General features: G+C 64.0%; 17 protein-coding genes. 9 read left to right on the top strand and 8 right to left on the bottom strand.

Translation table 11 applies throughout. The annotated features are described in order from the left end of the window. Nucleotides 1-36: 36 nt before the first annotated feature. Both E3T50_RS16275 and E3T50_RS12730 read right to left on the bottom strand, forming a co-directional pair. Nucleotides 37-201, bottom strand: a complete 165-nt coding sequence (locus E3T50_RS16275; protein WP_166783839.1) for a hypothetical protein — start codon at nt 199-201, stop codon at nt 37-39. 104 nt (nt 202-305) lie between these two features. Next, nucleotides 306-1,016, bottom strand: a complete 711-nt coding sequence (locus E3T50_RS12730) for an SOS response-associated peptidase (RefSeq protein ID WP_134552371.1) — start codon at nt 1,014-1,016, stop codon at nt 306-308. Between the two features lie 60 nt (nt 1,017-1,076). Here E3T50_RS12730 and E3T50_RS12735 point away from each other — a divergent pair, with 60 nt between their 5' ends. Together E3T50_RS12735 and cspE are read left to right on the top strand one after the other, a co-directional pair. Beyond that, nucleotides 1,077-1,913, top strand: coding sequence for a DUF3097 domain-containing protein (locus E3T50_RS12735; protein ID WP_134552373.1), 837 nt, complete (start codon nt 1,077-1,079; stop codon nt 1,911-1,913). A 309-nt stretch (nt 1,914-2,222) separates the two neighbouring features. Then, nucleotides 2,223-2,426, top strand: a complete 204-nt coding sequence (gene cspE, locus E3T50_RS12740) for a transcription antiterminator/RNA stability regulator CspE (protein ID WP_035840308.1) — start codon at nt 2,223-2,225, stop codon at nt 2,424-2,426. Between the two features lie 92 nt (nt 2,427-2,518). Here the strand turns inward: cspE and E3T50_RS12745 are convergent, their stop codons facing one another. Continuing rightward, complete coding sequence (locus tag E3T50_RS12745) at nt 2,519-2,998, bottom strand: Lrp/AsnC family transcriptional regulator (RefSeq protein ID WP_174722454.1); 480 nt, start codon at nt 2,996-2,998, stop codon at nt 2,519-2,521. A 106-nt stretch (nt 2,999-3,104) separates the two neighbouring features. Between E3T50_RS12745 and E3T50_RS12750 the strand changes: the two genes are divergently transcribed. Continuing rightward, entirely contained in the window at nt 3,105-4,328 is a 1,224-nt protein-coding gene (locus E3T50_RS12750) for a trans-sulfuration enzyme family protein (protein WP_134552375.1), read from the top strand. Here the strand turns inward: E3T50_RS12750 and E3T50_RS12755 are convergent. After that, nucleotides 4,325-6,142, bottom strand: a complete 1,818-nt coding sequence (locus E3T50_RS12755) for a DEAD/DEAH box helicase (protein WP_241990909.1) — start codon at nt 6,140-6,142, stop codon at nt 4,325-4,327. The two genes, E3T50_RS12750 and E3T50_RS12755, sit on opposite strands and share 4 nt — an antisense overlap. Before the next feature lie 87 nt (nt 6,143-6,229). Here E3T50_RS12755 and E3T50_RS12760 point away from each other — a divergent pair, with 87 nt between their 5' ends. The 3 genes from E3T50_RS12760 (at nt 6,230) to E3T50_RS12770 (ending at nt 8,706) form a co-directional block, all read left to right on the top strand. Next, nucleotides 6,230-7,018 (top strand): SGNH/GDSL hydrolase family protein, encoded by a 789-nt coding sequence (locus E3T50_RS12760; protein ID WP_134552379.1) that lies wholly within the window; start codon nt 6,230-6,232, stop codon nt 7,016-7,018. Nucleotides 7,019-7,183: 165 nt separating this feature from the next. Continuing rightward, a complete protein-coding gene (locus E3T50_RS12765; RefSeq protein WP_134552380.1) occupies nt 7,184-7,549 on the top strand; it encodes an ArsR/SmtB family transcription factor in 366 nt (121 codons plus the stop codon). Beyond that, entirely contained in the window at nt 7,546-8,706 is a 1,161-nt protein-coding gene (locus E3T50_RS12770) for a cation diffusion facilitator family transporter (RefSeq protein WP_134552382.1), read from the top strand. Before E3T50_RS12765 ends, E3T50_RS12770 begins: the two co-directional genes overlap by 4 nt. Before the next feature lie 158 nt (nt 8,707-8,864). On the opposite strand, the gene E3T50_RS12775 is transcribed toward E3T50_RS12770, so the two are convergent. Further along, nucleotides 8,865-10,106 carry a D-alanyl-D-alanine carboxypeptidase family protein gene (locus E3T50_RS12775; protein WP_134552384.1) on the bottom strand — a complete coding sequence of 414 codons (1,242 nt, stop codon included), beginning with the start codon at nt 10,104-10,106 and terminating at the stop codon, nt 8,865-8,867. 44 nt (nt 10,107-10,150) lie between these two features. Continuing rightward, the gene (locus E3T50_RS12780; RefSeq protein WP_134552386.1) at nt 10,151-10,960 is read right to left on the bottom strand and encodes a TrmH family RNA methyltransferase; all 810 of its coding nucleotides are present in this window, start codon (nt 10,958-10,960) and stop codon (nt 10,151-10,153) included. 128 nt (nt 10,961-11,088) lie between these two features. Here E3T50_RS12780 and E3T50_RS12785 point away from each other — a divergent pair, with 128 nt between their 5' ends. Continuing rightward, nucleotides 11,089-12,012, top strand: coding sequence for a Sir2 family NAD-dependent protein deacetylase (locus tag E3T50_RS12785; RefSeq protein WP_134552388.1), 924 nt, complete (start codon nt 11,089-11,091; stop codon nt 12,010-12,012). 48 nt (nt 12,013-12,060) lie between these two features. After that, nucleotides 12,061-12,672: a histidine phosphatase family protein gene (locus tag E3T50_RS12790; RefSeq protein WP_134552390.1), complete on the top strand. Its 612-nt coding sequence runs from the start codon at nt 12,061-12,063 to the stop codon at nt 12,670-12,672. Nucleotides 12,673-12,742: 70 nt separating this feature from the next. On the opposite strand, the gene E3T50_RS12795 is transcribed toward E3T50_RS12790, so the two are convergent. Continuing rightward, the gene (locus tag E3T50_RS12795) at nt 12,743-13,813 is read right to left on the bottom strand and encodes a glycosyltransferase family 4 protein (RefSeq protein WP_134552392.1); all 1,071 of its coding nucleotides are present in this window, start codon (nt 13,811-13,813) and stop codon (nt 12,743-12,745) included. Continuing rightward, nucleotides 13,810-14,745 carry an alpha/beta fold hydrolase gene (locus E3T50_RS12800; protein ID WP_134552394.1) on the bottom strand — a complete coding sequence of 312 codons (936 nt, stop codon included), beginning with the start codon at nt 14,743-14,745 and terminating at the stop codon, nt 13,810-13,812. Before E3T50_RS12800 ends, E3T50_RS12795 begins: the two co-directional genes overlap by 4 nt. Nucleotides 14,746-14,861: 116 nt before the next feature. Between E3T50_RS12800 and treS the strand changes: the two genes are divergently transcribed. Then, nucleotides 14,862-16,559 carry a maltose alpha-D-glucosyltransferase gene (gene treS, locus E3T50_RS12805; RefSeq protein ID WP_134459310.1) on the top strand — a complete coding sequence of 566 codons (1,698 nt, stop codon included), beginning with the start codon at nt 14,862-14,864 and terminating at the stop codon, nt 16,557-16,559. The last annotated feature ends 51 nt before the right edge of the window (nt 16,560-16,610 follow it).

Consider the following 16,610-nt stretch of genomic DNA (forward strand, 5'->3'; position numbering starts at 1 on the left):
AGCGCGGCCGGCGCGCTCAGGCGAGCAGGTCGTGGTTCAGTTGCGGAGCAGGTGGAACGGAATCGCCATGGCCACGGACACGCAGAGGATTCCGCCGATGAAAATCGGTGCCATCAGGGCCGTGACCGAAAAAGCCAGGCCGAACAGCCAAAAACCGAAAACAAAGATCGCAAAGGCGACGACGAAGGCGACAATGTTCATGGGTGGTCCTTTCACGGCAGCGCCCGCGTAATTTCGACAGTCACTGATTTGAGCGTACTGATCATTCGTACTGATTCGAGCGTACCGGTTGGGGTCCGGTGCCATTACATCGAATCGTTGTTGATCGGTTCGATCAGTTCGGGGCCGTTCCCGGTCACCGGGGCGACTTCGTGGAAATTGAGGGATTCCACGACTATTCGAGAGGCTGCGACAGCGGCATCGACGAGGGCCTGGTCGCCTTCGGTGGCCGGGTCCAACCAGTGGTCCCACCACTCCTCCGGCAGGGCAACGGGCGTGCGATCGTGAATCTGCGCGAGCGGACCCTGGGCGTCCGTCGTCAGGATGGTGGCAGACAGTACCCAGCGCGCCGGATCATTTTCCACTGCCGCAGGATTCTTCCACCAGGAATACAGGCCGGCGAAGGCGAGCGGCAGGCCATCGTCCGAGTGGACAAAGAACGGCGTCTTCACGGTGCCCTCGGTGTGCCATTCAAAGTAACCCGTTGCCGGCACAAGGGCCCGGCGTGAACGCACGGAAGACTTGAAGGTCGGTTTCTCGGCGGCGCTTTCTGCCCGAGCATTGAAAGTCGGAAATTTCGAGGTCGGTTCTGTCGCGAACGAGGGAATCAACGACCAGCGGGCCGATTCCAACCGGCGCACGGCCGGGTCGGTCCTCGCGGATTCGAGCACGATCGGAATCTGCTCGGTCGGTCGTATGTTCCACGACGGCTCTGGCAGGTTTTCCCCCTCGTGCTCGACATCGAACATGGCAGCCAGGTCGGGCGCCGTATCGGTAATGATGAATCGACCACACATGCCCCCAGAATACCGTGGCCGGTGGACGGGATCCACGCGTTCTCGGCTAGCGTCGATGCAATGGACGATCGATATAGTGCAGACGTGCTCTCCCCCGGCTGGCGTGACGCCGGTCGCATCATCATTCCGACGCAGGAAGCGACGCGTGACCTTGTCGTCGAAGAAATCGCCACCGGATTTTGCGGTGCCGTTCTGCGGGTGGAGAAGAAAATTGTCACGCTGGAAGATCGGCACGGCAAGCTGCGACTGTTCCCGCTCGGTTCCGGTTTTCTGATCGACGGCCGCCCCGTCACTCTGATTGCCCCGACCATGGCCGCCGCCCTGGGCCGGGCACGTACGGCCTCCGGCTCGACGGCCATGCCCAACGCGCCTGCCAGGGTCGCGCGCGCCAGTCGCATCCTAGTCGAGGGACGTCACGATGCCGAACTGGTCGAAAAGGTCTGGGGTGCCGACTTGCGCATCGAAGGGGTTGTCGTGGAATACATCGAGGGCGTCGATAACCTGGACGCAATCCTGCGCAACTTTCGCCCGAGCGTCGGTCGCCGGGTGGGAGTACTGGTTGACCACCTTGTGCCCGGCTCCAAGGAGAGCCGTATTGCCGAGGCTGTGGCTCGCGGACCGTTCGCCGCGAGCGTGCTCGTGGTGGGGCATCCGTTCGTCGACGTGTGGCAATCGGTCAAGCCCGCTCGCGTCGGCCTGAGCGCCTGGCCGGAGGTCCCGCGGAGTATCGAGTGGAAACACGGCATCTGCGACGTGCTCGGCTGGCCGCACGAGGAGCAGGCCGACATCGCGCGGGCCTGGCAACGCATTCTGGGTCAGGTGCGCACGTTCGCCGATCTCGAACCGCAACTTCTGGGCCGGGTGGAACACCTGATCGACTTCGTCACAGCCGAATGAGCAGATTTTCCCTTTACCCGGGAATCTTCATGAACGCGCGCAGAGCACTGATAGACCCGGCGATCACCAGTTATTTGCGCACAACGTGACGTTTTCCGGTAAAAAACGTTGAGAATTCCGAAACCATCCAGACTTGTGGGCTAGTGTTAGACACGAAGTTGTAGTGCTTGCACGTCTTAAACGCACTGATTGTGATTCATCTGGATTGCAGCTAGTGCGCCACATTCCTTTCGGAAGCGGACGACGAATACCGCGACGAACGGTCCCGACAGTCGGGGCCGGTCTAACACTCCTGGAGGAGTTTTACAAATGGCAACAGGTACCGTGAAATGGTTCAACGCTGAAAAGGGCTTCGGCTTTATTGCACCCGACGACGGAAGCGCCGATGTTTTCGCGCACTACTCCGCGATCGCGTCGAACGGTTACAAGTCCCTCGATGAAAACCAGAAGGTCGAGTTCGAGGTAACCCAGGGCCCCAAGGGTCCTCAGGCCGAGAACATCCGCGCCCTCTAAATAGAGCTTGCGAAGAATGCCTTCCGCTTCGGCGGGAGGCATTCTTGTTTTAAGGGATGCCATCGACCGGCCGGAGCCGGTCGATGGCATCCCTATTTGACCAGGTCCTGCCAGCCGTCACCGTCGACATACTCAAAGATCAGGTTCGTCTCGGTGTGAGCGACGGCCGGATGCTCCGCCAGGTGTTCCAACACAAAGTCACGCAGGTGAGACGCATCCGCTGCGGCCACGTGCAGCAGGTAGTCGTCGGCGCCCGCGGTGTGGAACAGCCCGATCACGCCGGGCCAGTGCGGGGCGGCGTTCCGAAAGTCGTCGATCTGCACCCGGGCGTGCTTGACCAGCCGCACCGAGATGAGTGCCTGCAAACTTGCGCCGAGCGCGGCCAGATCGATATTGGCCCGGTAGCCACGAATGTGGCCGAGCTGCTGCAACCGGCGGAGGCGTAGGGAGACCGTGGACTCGGCGACGCCGATTTCGTTCGCCAGAGCTGCCCCCGACGCCCGGGCATTGACCGACAGGGCACGCAGCAGTGCACGGTCAACCCGGTCAAGTTCCGGCTTCTTCGATTCCATCAAGAGACTCCCTCGTTACCAAGGAGTTTATGCGATTCAAAATAAACCTTTGCAAGGGTCTGCAGCGTCACTTGCGCGGGCGCACAGAATCTGTTTTCGTGAGCACATGTTGCCACTGGTGTCACACATTGAAACCCTTGCCGTGCACGCTGGAATGGATGGCCTCACCGAGGCCGGTATCCACGTTCCAGGCATCGACCTATCGACTACCAATCCGCTGCGCGGCGTCGAGTCCGGCGGTGAGTCGTACGAGAATCTCGCCACCGGGGGCACTCCTGAACCCGGGGACTCTGCGGTGTACCAGCGCCTGTGGCAGCCCGGCGTCGCCCGGTTTGAAAATGCTCTCGCAACGTTGGAGCAGGCTGAGGGCACGGTGGCTTTCGCCACCGGGATGGCCGCCCTGACAGCGACTCTGATCGCGACGGTGACCGCTGGCAAACCGCATATCGTCGCCTTGCGGCCCCTGTATGGCGGAACCGACCACGTCCTGAGCAGCGGGCTCCTTGGCACGACGGTCACCTGGACCGATCTGGCCGGCGTGACGGCGGCCATCCGTCCGAATACGGGCCTGGTGATTCTGGAAACGCCGGCCAACCCCACCCTCGAACTGACCGACATTCGGGCGGTCGTGCACGCTGCCGGAGCCATCCCGGTTTTGGTCGACAACACTTTCGCCACCCCGGTGTTGCAACGCCCGCTTGAATCGGGCGCCACGCTGGTGCTGCACAGCGCGACCAAATTTCTCGGCGGACACGGCGACGCGATGGGCGGGACGGTCTCGGGACCGCGGGAGTGGATGGTGCGTCTGCGCCAGGTGCGCGCGCTGACCGGTGGTTTGCTCTCGCCGTTCAATGCCTATTTGCTGCACCGCGGATTGCGGACCCTGCCGGTGCGGGTCGCGGCCCAGCAGGCAACGGCGGCCGAGGTGGCGACTCGACTGGCGGGCCACCCGGCGCTGGTGCGCGTGCTCTACCCTGGTCTGCCCGGGCAGGATCCCCAGAGCTTGATCGGGCGGCAGTGTTCCGGCGCGGGTTCGCTTCTGGCACTGGATCTCGGCGGCTACGCGGCGGCCCTGCGCTTCACCGAGGCGCTTCGGCTGATTACCCACGCCGTGTCTCTGGGCGGTGTGGACTCCCTCGTGCAGCATCCGGCGTCCCTCACCCACCGGCCGGTCGCGGCCGAGGCACGGCCAGCCGCCGGCATCGTGCGTATCTCCATCGGGCTGGAACAAGTGGATGACCTCATGGATGACCTCCTGACCGCTCTCCTGGTCGCCCGGGTGCCGGTGAGTGCCGGGACCGCCCGGCAAACCGTGTCGCCGTCGGCCTAGCTACGGCCGAGCCTGCGGCGGAGCAGGTCGATGCGCATCTGCAGCTGGGTGACGCTAGCCTGGGCGACGGCCGGGCCGCCGCACAGCCGGCGAAGCTCGGAGTGGATCATGCCGTGCGGTTCATTGGCGAGTTTCGACCACATGCCCACAAGGCTCGACAGCAGAGTGCGCTGTTCCTTGAGCGTGCGGTACAGGGGTGGTGGCTCAAGTGGGGCGATTTCACCGCTCACGGGGTCTTTACGCCTGTCGGTTGACCGCTTGGACTGCCTCGATTGACGCTGACGCAACAGTTCGGAGACCTGTTCCGGCTCGAGCAGGCCCGGGATGCCGATGAAATCGAATTCTTCATCTGTGCCAGGTTCGGCGAGTTCCCCGAACTCGTCACCGTCAAACATGACCATGTCGAAGGTCGCCTGGGAGTCGAGCGCCTGCCAGGTGACATCGTCTTGGCCGAGGTCGTCGGAGGCCTTGTCTTCCTTGTTCGCCGCCGCGACCATGGCGTCTTCGGGGTTGTACATGCCGTCGTCGCCGTCTTCACGGTTGCTGCGGTCGAGGGCGTGATCGCGTTCGAGTTCGAGTGCGTTGGCGAGGCTGAGCAGGCCGGGAACGTTCGGCAGAAAAATGGATGCCGTCTCACCACGCCGGCGAGCTCGCACGAACCGGCCGATGGCCTGGGCGAAATAGAGCGGGGTGGCCGCGCTCGTCGCGTACACGCCGACAGCGAGGCGTGGCACGTCCACGCCCTCCGATACCATGCGTACAGCGACCATCCAGCGACGGGTATTTTTGGAGAACTCATCGATCCGGTCGCTCGCCTCCTTCTCGTCGGAGAGCACGATCGTGACGGGTTCACCGCAGATGTCTTCGAGAATGACCGCGTAGGCGCGTGCGGTGGTCTGGTCGGTGGCAATGACGAGACCACCGGCATCCGGAATACCGTGCCGTACTTCGGTCAGTCGGGAGTTAGCGGCACGCAGCACAGAGGGAATCCATTGCCCGCTGGGCTCGAGCGCGGTGCGCCAGGCCTGGCTCGTGATGTCCTTGGTGTTGCCCTCGCCGAGTTTGGCTTCCATCTCGTCACCGGCCCGGGTGCGCCACTTCATGTGCCCGGCGTAGACCATGAACATCACCGGGCGCACCACGCCATCGGCAAGGGCACGGCCGTAGCCGTAGGCGTAATCGCTCTGCGACATGCGGATGCCCTGTTTGTCGGGGAGATAGCTGACGAAGGGGATCGGCGAGGTGTCTGAGCGGAACGGGGTACCGGTCAGCGACAACCGGCGGGTAGCCGGCCCGAAGGCCTCGCGGATCGCATCGCCCCAGCTCAGGGCGTCTCCCCCGTGGTGGATCTCGTCGAGAATGACGAGGGTGCGGCTCGACTCGGTGAGCTGCTTGTGTAGAGCGGCGCGCGCGGCGACCTGGGCGTAGGTGACGACAACCCCGTGGTAGTGGCTGCCGTAACTGCGGTCGGCGTTCTTGAACATGGGATCCAGACGGATGCCCGCGCGTGCCGCGGCATCTGCCCACTGGTTCTTGAGATGCTCGGTGGGGGCAACGACGGTGATGCGGTCGATGGTTCGCCTGGCGCGCAGCTCGGCTGCCAGTCGCAGGGCGAAAGTTGTCTTGCCCGCGCCCGGCGTGGCCGCGGCCAGAAAATCGCGAGGTTCGTGCACAAAGTACGCTTCGAGCGCCTCGGCCTGCCAGGCGCGCAACTTGCCGGCAGTACCCCACGCGGCGCGTTCGGGGAAGGACGGAGACAGGTGTTCGGCTGCACTCGTTCCCTGTGCGGGACCAAAAACCGATGGAGTATTCACTTCTGACAAATCTACCAAAGCCCACCGACGTTCGCGTTCGCACGGGTGAGTTCGGCTGAAGACTGGGTGTTCCGTCAGAATGGATCGATGACGAAGCAACAGCATCCATGGTCGCGTTACGTCGCCATCGGCGACTCGTTCACCGAGGGCATCGGCGATCCCGAACAGAAGAGTCCCGGCGGGCACCGGGGCTGGGCCGATCGGATGGCCGAGATCTTGAGCGACGGTACCGAGGATTTCGCCTACGCCAACCTGGCCGTGCGCGGCAAACTCATTGGCCAGATTGCCGAGGAACAGATCAAGCCGGCCCTGGCCCTGCGCCCGGACCTGATCACCTTCTCGGCCGGCGGCAACGACGTGATCCGGCCCGGTGCCGACCCGGATTTCATAGCCGCACGCTGCGATGCAGCCATTTCGCAGCTGCGTCAGGACGGCGCGACGATCGTGCTGTTCACGGGAGCCGACCTGGGATTCTCCCCCGTTTTTCGCAGCATCCGCGGGAAGGTCGCGATCTACAACGAGAATCTGCGGGCCATTGCCACGAAGCACGACTGCATCGTGGCCGATATGTGGCAGCTGACCGAAATTCGAGACCCGCGGATGTGGGCGCCCGACCGGCTGCACCTGAATGCGCTCGGGCACCACACCGTGGCACGCATGGTTCTGGACACCCTCAACGTGCACAATTCACTCGCGCCGAGCGAACCTGAGCCGATGCCCGGCACAAACTGGCGCCAGGCCCGCACAGAAGACCTGGCCTGGGCGCGGGAATACCTCGTGCCTTGGGTACTGCGCCGGGTACGTCATCAGTCCTCCGGTGACCACGTGCTACCCAAACGACCCGACGCTGGCCCGTTCACGCTGCCGCCGGTCTAACCGCATGATGACGTGTAGACCGGACGAGGGCCGGTCCTCGAGTGGCGATCCCTGGATTGCGATCGCGCTCGAGTCGAATTCTGAGCACGCACGTCACCCACCATTCGCTCGATAGTGATCTGCGTCCAAGTTGCACTTCCGACCCCGACATGAAAGTATCTGCATATGAATGCAGATAACCACACTTGTGGTCGGGGGCCGGACAGTCAGTTCGTCGAACTCGCAGTCGAGGTTTTCACGATGCTCGCCGACGCGACCCGCGTGCGCCTCATCCTGGCGTTACGCGACGGAGAGTTGTCGGTGAACCATCTGGCAGACATCGTCGACAAGTCCCCGGCAGCGGTCTCCCAACATCTGGCCAAGCTGCGTATGGGCCGGATAGTCACGACGAGGCAGGAGGGACAGCGGGTTTTTTACCAGCTCGAGAACGAGCACGCATCTCAATTGGTCGCTGACGCGATCTTCCAGGCCGAGCACTCCCTCGGCGGCACCCCCCGCCACCACCACCACCAGACAAACGAGGGATCATGAACAGTCCCCACACCAACGACCACCCGCACGCCGCGGCACCCACCGGCGCCCACGGCCACAGCGCCGCGCAGGAGGCGGAACGTGCCCAGACTCACGAGCATGAGCACCCGCACGGTGACCACGATCACGATCACGATCACGATCACGACCACGACCACGACCACGACCACGGGTCGAACCATCACAGCCACCCGACCGGGATCAAGGGATTCTTCTATGGGTTGTTCGTGCCGCACTCCCATGACGCGGCGGACTCGATCGACGACGCGCTGGAGGCAAGCAAGGAGGGTATTCGGGCGCTGAAGATCAGCATGGTCATCCTGCTCGCCACCACCGCCCTCCAGCTGGCCGTTGTTCTGATCAGTGGCTCCGTCGCGCTGCTGGCAGACACCATCCACAATTTCTCCGACGCTCTCACCGCCGTCCCGCTGTGGATCGCGTTCCTCCTCGGCCGCCGCGCCGCGACGCGCCGCTACACCTATGGTTTCGGCCGTGCCGAGGACCTTGCCGGCCTGTTCATCATCGCCGTCGTCGCGCTGTCTGCGATTCTCGCTGCCTGGCAATCGATCGACCGCATCTTCAATCCCCAGCCGTTACATAACCTGGGCTGGGTGCTTGCCGCCGGAGTGATCGGCTTCATCGGCAACGAAGTTGTCGCCGTCTATCGCATCCGGGTCGGGCAGAAAATCGGCTCCGCTGCCCTGGTCGCCGACGGCGTCCACGCCCGCACCGACGGCTTCACGTCCCTCGCGGTCGTGGTCGGGGCCGTCGGGGTGATGCTCGGCTTCCCCCTGGCCGACCCCATCGTCGGTCTCATCATCTCGGCCGCTATTATCGTGCTGCTCTGGGGAACCGTCCGCTCCATCGGGCGTCGACTGATGGACGGCATCGAACCAGCGCTCGTCGAACGCGCCGGACACGCTCTCGAGCACACCCCCGGCGTACTTGCCGTCTCCCGGCTGCAACTGCGCTGGGTCGGCCACCGGCTCCAGGGCGCTGCCGTCGTTCAGGTCGCGGCAAGCAACACCCTGGCCGAGGCGGAAGCGATCGTCCACTACGCCGAACACGAGCTCAGCCACGCCTTGCCCAACCTCGACGACATGCTCATCCGCACCAGGATCGCGGCGCCAGACCCGGTTAGGCCGCCCACACAGTAGAACGCCGTCCACCGTGAAGCAGCGTACGGGGACCATCCCGGCCTGGATCATCGGGAAGAAATCAGAGCGACCCACCATTTTCATGCGGGTCTGGACGTACTAGTCCGCAGAAGGTTCCCGGGCCGGGAAAACGTGGCTTAAGCGGCAGGGCGGCCGTGTCAGCCGGCGGCGAGCTCGCCGGGATGTCCCAGACGCCAGGCCGGGCCGGGATCGGTCAGGGTGCGCTGCAGTTCGAGCGGCACGGTCACCGTGGTCGGCGTTGCCGTGCCGATCGTGAAGGATACCTCGCCCACCTCGTCGCCGGCTCGGCCGATCTGTACATCGGCGGCCCGTGCGGCGCCCGTGATCGGTGAGTCCGACCAGACCACAGCCGATGCCTTCCGCTCGGCGACGATGTCGCTGACGTCACCCCACCCGGTCGTGTAACTTCCGAAGACGGCACCCCGCTCGGCCAGGACCACTTCACGGAACCCCGGCTCCAGGCTTTGAATCAGGTCCTCAATCGCAGAATTGAGCTCGGAGTGGGTGTCGCCGCCGAGCACCACTCCGACGAGGGTGACGGTGCTGGTGCCGACGGTGAAATCGGTTGAGAACAACAGGCAGGCGCCAGCGACATCCGTTGTACCCGTCTTGATACCGTCGACGCCGCCGCGGCCGAGAAGCTTGTTGGTGTTGGTGACGGTACCGATGACGGGCAGGACCGCCGACGGGAGGGAGACGATTTCGGCGAGGGCTGGGTGACCGACCACGAGTTTGCCGATCTCCACGAGGTCGGCGAGGCTGCTCACGCTCGATGCGGAGAGGCCGCTGGTGTCGGCGATACTGGTCTGGTTCAGGCCGTTCTCGGCCAGCCAGGTTTTCGCAGCCGCCAGGTAGTTGTCCACGGACCCGTACGCCCACACTGCGAGGGACGCCGCATAGTTATTAGCCGACGGCAGCAGCATCGCCTCGAAAGCTTCACGCTGGGTGAGGACCATTCCAGGCACGACAGGAGCCACCGAACCGTTTTCGGCGACCGCGGCGTAATAGAGGTCCACATCGGCGTCGGTGAAGGAAATGCTGGGTCCGGCTGAGCCGGCAGCCAGCGGCTTGGCATCGAGGATGACGAGGGCGGTGACCATTTTGGCAATGCTCGCGATCGGCACCGTGTCCTGCTGGCCGGTCGAGGCCAGAACACCGGGGAAACCGACCGCGCCGATGGCGCTCTCACCGAAGGCTGGCCAGGCCGGTGCGGCGACCGGCTGGGTGAGCGCGGCCGGCTGCACGATGGTCGCGGCGCTGGCGGGCACTGGAGCCAGAGTGGTCGCACCGATATAGCCGACTCCGCCCAGCACGACGAGGAGGATGCTGAAGACGGCGAGTCGCCTTCGTTGGAGGAGGACACGCCGGGAGGGAGACATCCGTTCAGCCTAACTTCTTCGTGGCGCGCAACCGGCAGCCATGTTCACGAACGGATGCGCAGGGCGTACAGCGCGACCGCACTCGCGGAGGCGACGTTGAGCGAGTCGACGCCGTGCAGCATCGGAATCGTCACGACCGTGTCGGCGACGGCCAGGGCGTTCTGGCTGAGCCCATCGCCCTCGGCGCCGAGGATGATGGCTAGCCGTTCGGGCGCCGCCTCGGCGAACACGTCGAGGGAGATCGCGTTGTCGGCCAGCGCCAGGGCGGCCAGGTGAAAGTCGGCGGCGTGCAGCAGCGGGGCGGCCACGCTCCACTCCGGCAGCCGAGTCCAGGGCACCTGCAGCACGGTCCCCATGCTCACGCGCACGCTGCGCCGGTAGAGCGGGTCGGCACAGCGTGGGGTAATCAGCACGGCGTCGGCGCCGAGCCCCGCAACGGAACGAAAAATGGCGCCGACGTTGGTGTGGTCGACGATGTCTTCGAGGATCACAATGCGGCGGGCATGCGTCAGCAGCGCCTCGACCGGTTCGAGCGCCGGGCGGTGCATGGCGGCGAGGGCGCCGCGGTGCAGGTTGTAGCCGGTGAGCTGTTCCAGAACCTGCGACTCACCGACGTAGACCGGTACATCGGGCCAGTCGGCCAGCAGACGCTCGGCGTCGGGTATCCACTGTTCCTGAATGAGCAGCGACCGGGGCCGATGCCCGGCGTTCAGCGCCCGTGCGATCACCTTGGGCGACTCGGCGATGTACAGGCCGCCGGCCGGTTCCAGGACTCGCCGGAGTGCGACATCGGTCAAACGCGAATAGTCGGCGAGACCCGCACTGGACAGGTCGGTAATGCGGGTGATCTGCACGAGAAGTGCCTTTCGAGACGAGTGATTGAGCCCAAGCCTGACAGGTGGGTAGTCAAACGGGAAAACAGACGAGTTTAGAATCAAGGGATGAGCATCTCGTTCTGCTCTCCCTGCCCGAAAGGAGCGCGATGACAGCCGACTCGGATTTGCCCAGTGACACGGTGTTGGTCGATGCGCTCGAGCCTGCTGACGGTCCGGAGGCTGCCGCCGCGCTCGCCTCGGCAGTCGCCCTCGATTCCGAGCGAGCAGTGGATGCTGTCGCCACGCTGCTGCGCGGCAAACGTGCCGCCGTGCTCACCGGCGCCGGTCTCAGCACCGATTCCGGCATTCCGGACTATCGCGGCGAGGGTGCTCCGACGCGCACCCCGATGACCTTTCAGACCTTCGTCGCCGACGAACGATCACGAAAACGCTATTGGGCTGGCAGCCACCTGGGCTGGCGAGTGTTCCGCCAGGCTGAGCCCAATCTCGGACATCGGTCGCTCGTTCAATTGGAAAGCGCCGGGGCGATTGCCGGAGTGATCACCCAGAACGTCGACGGACTGCACACGCGCGCTGGATCACGCCACGTGGTCGAGCTGCACGGTTCCCTCGACCGGGTCATCTGTCTGGCCTGTGGTCAGGCCTTCGGCCGCGACAGCATCGCGGCTCGCCTGGAAACCGACAACCCGGTACTGCGCGACCCGGAGAGTATCCAGATCGCTCCCGACGGCGACGCCGACGTGGGAAACATCGATGACTTCGTGGTTCCGGCGTGCACGGTCTGCCAAGGCATGCTCAAGCCGAACGTCGTGTTCTTCGGCGAGCTGGTACCGACGGAGACTTTTCTCGAAGCATCCGCCCTGGTCCAGGGTGCCGACGCCCTCATCGTGGCCGGATCGTCGCTCGCTGTGAATTCCGGCATCCGTCTGGTCGAACAGGCCCGCCGTCGCAAGCTGCCGATCATCGTCATCAATCGAGGCGTGACTAAAGGTGACGGGCGGGCGTTGCACAAACTGGAAGCGGGCACCTCTGAAACTTTCGCCGCCCTGGCCGAACGCCTGCTGGGCTGATCGCGCTTGGCCGCCCAGCGAATCACCGATGCACCCGGTGAAGCAGGCATGACGACGTTCTCCATCGTTCGTCATGGTCAGACGGATTGGAACCTGCACCACCGGATTCAGGGCAGCACGGATATCCCCCTCAACGCGACGGGCCGTGCCGAGGCCGTCGCCGCAGCAGAGCGTCTGCAGAGCCGCCGCTGGGATGCCATTGTGACCAGTCCACTGCTTCGCGCCGCGGAATCCGCGCGCATCATCGCGGCCGAGCTTGGTCTGAACGAACCGCAGATCGTTCCTGCGTTGACCGAACGCCACCATGGCGCTATAGAAGGACTTACCTTCGCCGAGCGCCGGCAGCGCTTTCCCGACGGTGTCATTGTCCCCGGGCTCGAAACGCGGCGTGATGTTGTCGATCGGGTGCTGGACGCTCTGGCGGCGCTCGCGGCCGGGCGAGCGGGCCAGTGCGTGCTCGTACTCAGCCACGGCGGCGTCATTGGCACGCTGCTACGCCATCTGACCGAGGGCGAGCTGCCCCGGCACGGTGATTTCATCGCCAATGGTTCGGTGCACGATTTCCAGTGGGAGAACAATCAGCTGCTTCTGACCCATTTCGACGCGACGACCCGGTTGCCCGGCGATCGTGGCGACGCCGCGGCGACCCCTGTGCTCTGACCCGGGAGCCCCCGGGCCGCGCAGGCCGTCATGTCCCCGGGGTGGCTCGGGTTCGAGGGCGCCCACCGGGCTATTCGCCGGGCGCGGTTCCCTCGAGCACCCCGAGCAGCGTGCGGGCCGACCCTGCCCAGGTGAATCGGGCAGCCTGGTCGATCGATTGCGCCGACCTTGCCGCCCACTCCCCCGGGACCGCAAGCCGACGCACTGCCGCAGCGATGGCATCGGCTTTGCGCGGGTCGAAATACAGCGCCGCATCTCCACCGATTTCACGAAAAATCGGGATATCACTGACCACGACGGGGATGCCGAGGCTCATCGCCTCAACCAGGGGTATTCCGAAGCCCTCATCGAGCGAGGCGGTCACGAGTGCAGTCGCCGAGCGCACCAGGAGGTGGTACTCCTCGTCGGTAACCCCGTCGTGGAAGACGAGTCTGGCCTGCGGTGCAAGACGGGTCAGCCGGCCCCGTTCGGTCTCTGACACCCGGCTGAGCAAGTGCAGATCGTAGTCCGGCAAATCGGCCAGGGCCAGCACCAGCGTGTCGAGGTTCTTGTAGGGCATGAAGGAACCCATGTAAATCAGGCGGGTAGTTTCTGGAATACTCCGGTGACTGGGTATGCCACGTACGGAGTCAGCGGCGTTCGGCACCACGGTGATCGGGCGCCGGGTGAGGTGGTGCTCGATAATCAGCGAACGCGTGGTCTCGGAAACGGTCACGACGCCGTCGGCTCCGTTCAGCAGCAGGCGCTGTGGCCACCAAGATAGGTGGTAGACACGCCAGAGCAGCCGGATAAACGTGGGGAGATCCCGTGGCGGTGTGCGGTTGCGATAGTAGATGAGGTCGTGCACGGTCAGATACAGCCGATATTTGCGGCCCCAGGATCCCATCGTCTGCATCGGGCTGAACACGACGTCGGGCTTGAGCCGGTTGACGGACAGGGCGACGAGCGGTTCGAGCATACTCGTCGGTGCGCTCACGAGCTGCCACGGCAGGGCGGGTAGCAACGCGAGTTGGCGATGGTCGCTGATGAGCATGGTGAGCGGATGCAGGCGGCCCAGTGCGGTGACCAGCCCCGCGGTATAGCGGCTGATGCCGTCGTGCTGATCGAGGCGCACGTAGCGGCAGTCGACAACAATTCTCATACCGGTCGCTCCCTTCCGAGAAATTCTCGAATAAGTAGGGCCGCCGGTTTCGGCTTTTCGTAGTGGATAAGGTGACCGACTTCCTCGATGACCCGTAACGTGGCGTTTGGAAACAGCGCCTGCAACCGATACTGCGCGGCGAGCGGCGTGATGTCGTCCTTGTCCGCCGCGATCAGAAGCGTAGGCTGCCGGATGCGCGCAGCGAATTCGCTCACGTCGTGACTGACCGAGGCGGTGAACGCCTCCATCACGACCCGACGGTTGGCGAAGCCGCTAAAGTAGCGGTCGTGTTGATCGTGGATCCAGCGCCGTAACGCCGGGTCGCGAGTCTTGGCCATGCTCACGCTCATGATGCGCACGATGGCACGGTTCTGCAGCAGCGCATAGCCCAAGCGCTCCGGCAGGGTCGCAGCAGCCCAGTAGTAGAACACGGCGAGCCGAGTCAGGATACCGCGCGGCCCGAACAGTGCCGGCGCGGCGATCGGATTGACCAGGATGACGTCATCGGCCGTGATCCCGTCTGCTACAGCCGCGGCGACGACGATCGACCCGAAGGAGTGCCCGAGCAGAACCAGGCGTCCGGTTGGAGCAAGCACGCGCAGAAACTCCCCCAGCCAATGGGCGTACCCGGCCAGGGAATGCGCACCGTCTGGGAGGGGATCCGACTCACCGAAACCGGGCAGGTCGGGTGCCACGATGCGGAGGTCGGGCGGGATCACGTCGCCGTCGAGCATCTCGGCCACGACCAGTTGCAGACCGTGGTGATCACCACGAAATCCGTGCACCAGCACGAGGGTCGTCGTCGCGGATGGCGCACCGTACTCCCAGTACCGGCTACCGCTGCTGTGGCCGTCGACGCTGCGGACGGATACGGTGCCTTGGCGCACCGGGAGGCGCTCGAGAATTTTGTCGTAGGGCGAAGAAACGATCATCGGACCTAGTTTAGGCGCGAGACTTACGCAAGGCTGGACGTGCACCGGGGTGGTCGACCTAGACTCGAGCCAACATATGCACCGAGAGAGCCCTTTGCCGGGACGGAAGGAAAGCCGTGAGCTTTACCGCACCCATTCAGCTGCCCGGTTTGGCCCTCGATCCGCGGTGGTATCGCCGCGCCGTCTTCTACGAAGTCATGGTCCGCTCTTTCGTTGACAGCAATGCTGACGGTTCCGGCGATCTGGCCGGTTTGGTTTCCAAGCTCGACTACCTGCAATGGCTGGGTATCGACGCCCTGTGGATTCCGCCGTTCTTCAATTCTCCCCTCAAAGACGGCGGTTACGACGTCGCCGACTACCGCACGATTCTGCCGGAATTCGGCACTCTGGAGGAGTTCAAGGACCTGGTGACGAAAGCGCACGAACGCAACATGCGCATTGTCATCGACTTTCCGCTCAACCACACCTCGGACCAGCACGAATGGTTCCAGCAGTCCCGGGAAGACCCAGACGGGCCCTACGGGGACTTCTATGTCTGGAGCGACACGGACGAGCGCTACCCCAACATTCGCATCATCTTCACCGACACCGAGGAGTCGAACTGGGCCTTCGACCCGGTTCGTCGGCAGTTCTTTTTTCACCGGTTCTTCTCACACCAGCCCGACCTCAACTTCGAGAACTTCGCCGTGCAGGAAGCCATCTTCGATGTCGTGCGTTTCTGGCTCGACCTCGGAGTCGACGGGTTTCGGTTGGACGCGATCCCCTACCTGTTCGAGTCGGAAGAGGGCAACGGCGAGGGCGAGCCACCCACTCACGAGTTCGTCAAGCGGTTGCGTGCCATGGTCGACCGGGAATATCCGGGACGAGTCATGATCGCCGAAGCGAACCAATGGCCGCGCGAAGTCGCCGCGTTCTTCGGCTCCGAAGAAGAACCGGAATGCCATATGGCGTTCGATTTTCCGGTCATGCCGCGAATCTTCTACTCCCTGCGTTCCCAGCAGGCCAACGAGCTGGTGCGGGTGCTCTCCGAAACGACCGACATTCCCGAAGGCGCCGGCTGGGGGGTGTTCCTGCGCAATCACGACGAGCTCACTCTGGAAATGGTCAGCGAGGAGTACCGTCAGGCCATGTACGGCTGGTACGCCTACGACCCACGAATGCGCGCCAATATTGGAATTCGCAGACGGCTGGCCCCGTTGCTCGACAATTCCCGGGCCGAGTTGGAGCTCGCCCACGCCCTGCTCTTCGCCCTTCCCGGTAGTCCATTTCTCTATTACGGCGACGAGATCGGCATGGGCGACAATATCTGGTTGCCCGACCGCGACAGTTCCCGTACACCGATGCAGTGGACCCCCGACCGCAACGCCGGCTTCTCCGATGCCGACCCCGGCAAGCTGTTCCTGCCGATCGTACAATCCCTTGTCTACAATTTCACGCAAACCAACGTGGAATCGCAACTGGCTCAATCCGGCTCCCTCCTGCACTGGATTCGCAATGTAATTCATGTGCGCAAGGCACATCCCACCTTTGGGCTCGGCACGATCCGCGTGCTGAAAACCAACCATGAATCGGTGCTGGTGTTCACCCGCAGTTATGCCGGCTCCGGATCCATGTACGGCGACCAGCCCGAAACGGTGATGTGCGTGTTCAGCTTTTCGCACAACCCGGTCGCGTTCACCATTGACGATCTCGACATGGCCGGAACCCGCCTGTACGACCTGTTCGGCGGCGCCGTCTTTCCCAGTTTCACCGACGAAGGCTCCCTCACCCTCACGCTGGGCGCACAGAGCTTCTACTGGCTGCACTGTGGATAAACCGTCAGCGATCAACAGCCGGCCGTGGCGACGACGATTGGGGAATCTGCA

It is taken from the genome of Cryobacterium gelidum (assembly GCF_004403985.1).
Classification (GTDB): domain Bacteria; phylum Actinomycetota; class Actinomycetes; order Actinomycetales; family Microbacteriaceae; genus Cryobacterium; species Cryobacterium gelidum.

Excerpts from the sequence above, each read along its gene's own strand:
- E3T50_RS16275 (WP_166783839.1), bottom strand. The coding sequence starts at position 201 with ATGAACATTGTCGCCTTCGTCGTCGCCTTTGCGATCTTTGTTTTCGGT.
- E3T50_RS12730 (WP_134552371.1), bottom strand. The coding sequence starts at position 1,016 with ATGTGTGGTCGATTCATCATTACCGATACGGCGCCCGACCTGGCTGCC.
- E3T50_RS12735 (WP_134552373.1), top strand. The coding sequence starts at position 1,077 with ATGGACGATCGATATAGTGCAGACGTGCTCTCCCCCGGCTGGCGTGAC.
- cspE (WP_035840308.1), top strand. The coding sequence starts at position 2,223 with ATGGCAACAGGTACCGTGAAATGGTTCAACGCTGAAAAGGGCTTCGGC.
- E3T50_RS12745 (WP_174722454.1), bottom strand. The coding sequence starts at position 2,998 with ATGGAATCGAAGAAGCCGGAACTTGACCGGGTTGACCGTGCACTGCTG.
- E3T50_RS12750 (WP_134552375.1), top strand. The coding sequence starts at position 3,105 with ATGTTGCCACTGGTGTCACACATTGAAACCCTTGCCGTGCACGCTGGA.
- E3T50_RS12760 (WP_134552379.1), top strand. The coding sequence starts at position 6,230 with ATGACGAAGCAACAGCATCCATGGTCGCGTTACGTCGCCATCGGCGAC.
- E3T50_RS12765 (WP_134552380.1), top strand. The coding sequence starts at position 7,184 with ATGAATGCAGATAACCACACTTGTGGTCGGGGGCCGGACAGTCAGTTC.
- E3T50_RS12770 (WP_134552382.1), top strand. The coding sequence starts at position 7,546 with ATGAACAGTCCCCACACCAACGACCACCCGCACGCCGCGGCACCCACC.
- E3T50_RS12775 (WP_134552384.1), bottom strand. The coding sequence starts at position 10,106 with ATGTCTCCCTCCCGGCGTGTCCTCCTCCAACGAAGGCGACTCGCCGTC.
- E3T50_RS12785 (WP_134552388.1), top strand. The coding sequence starts at position 11,089 with ATGACAGCCGACTCGGATTTGCCCAGTGACACGGTGTTGGTCGATGCG.
- E3T50_RS12790 (WP_134552390.1), top strand. The coding sequence starts at position 12,061 with ATGACGACGTTCTCCATCGTTCGTCATGGTCAGACGGATTGGAACCTG.
- E3T50_RS12795 (WP_134552392.1), bottom strand. The coding sequence starts at position 13,813 with ATGAGAATTGTTGTCGACTGCCGCTACGTGCGCCTCGATCAGCACGAC.
- E3T50_RS12800 (WP_134552394.1), bottom strand. The coding sequence starts at position 14,745 with ATGATCGTTTCTTCGCCCTACGACAAAATTCTCGAGCGCCTCCCGGTG.